This window comes from Bradyrhizobium sp. CCBAU 45394 (assembly GCF_028128655.1).
GTDB lineage: Bacteria > Pseudomonadota > Alphaproteobacteria > Rhizobiales > Xanthobacteraceae > Bradyrhizobium > Bradyrhizobium diazoefficiens.
This window is the reverse complement of the sequence record NZ_LBIX01000043.1, coordinates 1-509: the sequence shown is the minus strand read 5'-3', so window position 1 is coordinate 509 and position 509 is coordinate 1. Positions and strand designations below refer to the sequence as shown.

Here is a 509-nt window from a genome sequence, read left to right as displayed (position 1 = left end):
CGATGCGGTGCTGGTTATTGATGACACCTCACTGCCGAAGAAGGGTGAGCGCTCGGTCGGTGTTGCGGCTCAATACGCGTCGGCTCTCGGTAAAACGGCAAATTGCCAAACGCTGGTGTCTTTAACGCTTGCGCGCGGCGAAGTGCCAGTGATGGTCGCGTTACGTCTCTTTTTGCCTGACAGTTGGACAAGCGACATGTCTCGTTTGAAGCGCGCTCGCGTGCCAGTCGAACACCGAACGCCACGGTCCAAGCCGGAGATTGCTTTGGCCGAGATTGACCGCGCGATGGCAGCCAACGTGCGCTTTGGATGTGTGCTGGCGGATGCAGGATACGGCCTCAGCGCACCGTTTCGACAAGGGCTAACAGAGCGCGGGCTGGCCTGGGCTGTCGGCATCCCTCGGCACCTGAAAGTGTATCCGGTCGATGTGAAGCTCATTTGGCCGATTACCAAAGTCCGCGGGAAACCACGAAAGCACCACGTGCCCGATATCTTATCGATTGCGGCAG

At 58.7% G+C, this 509-nt stretch carries 1 protein-coding gene; it reads left to right on the top strand.

Features of this window, described 5'->3' with window-relative positions; genetic code table 11:
- On the top strand, positions 1 to 509 hold a 509-nt coding region (locus WN73_RS11585), incomplete at both ends, for an IS701 family transposase (protein ID WP_271552835.1).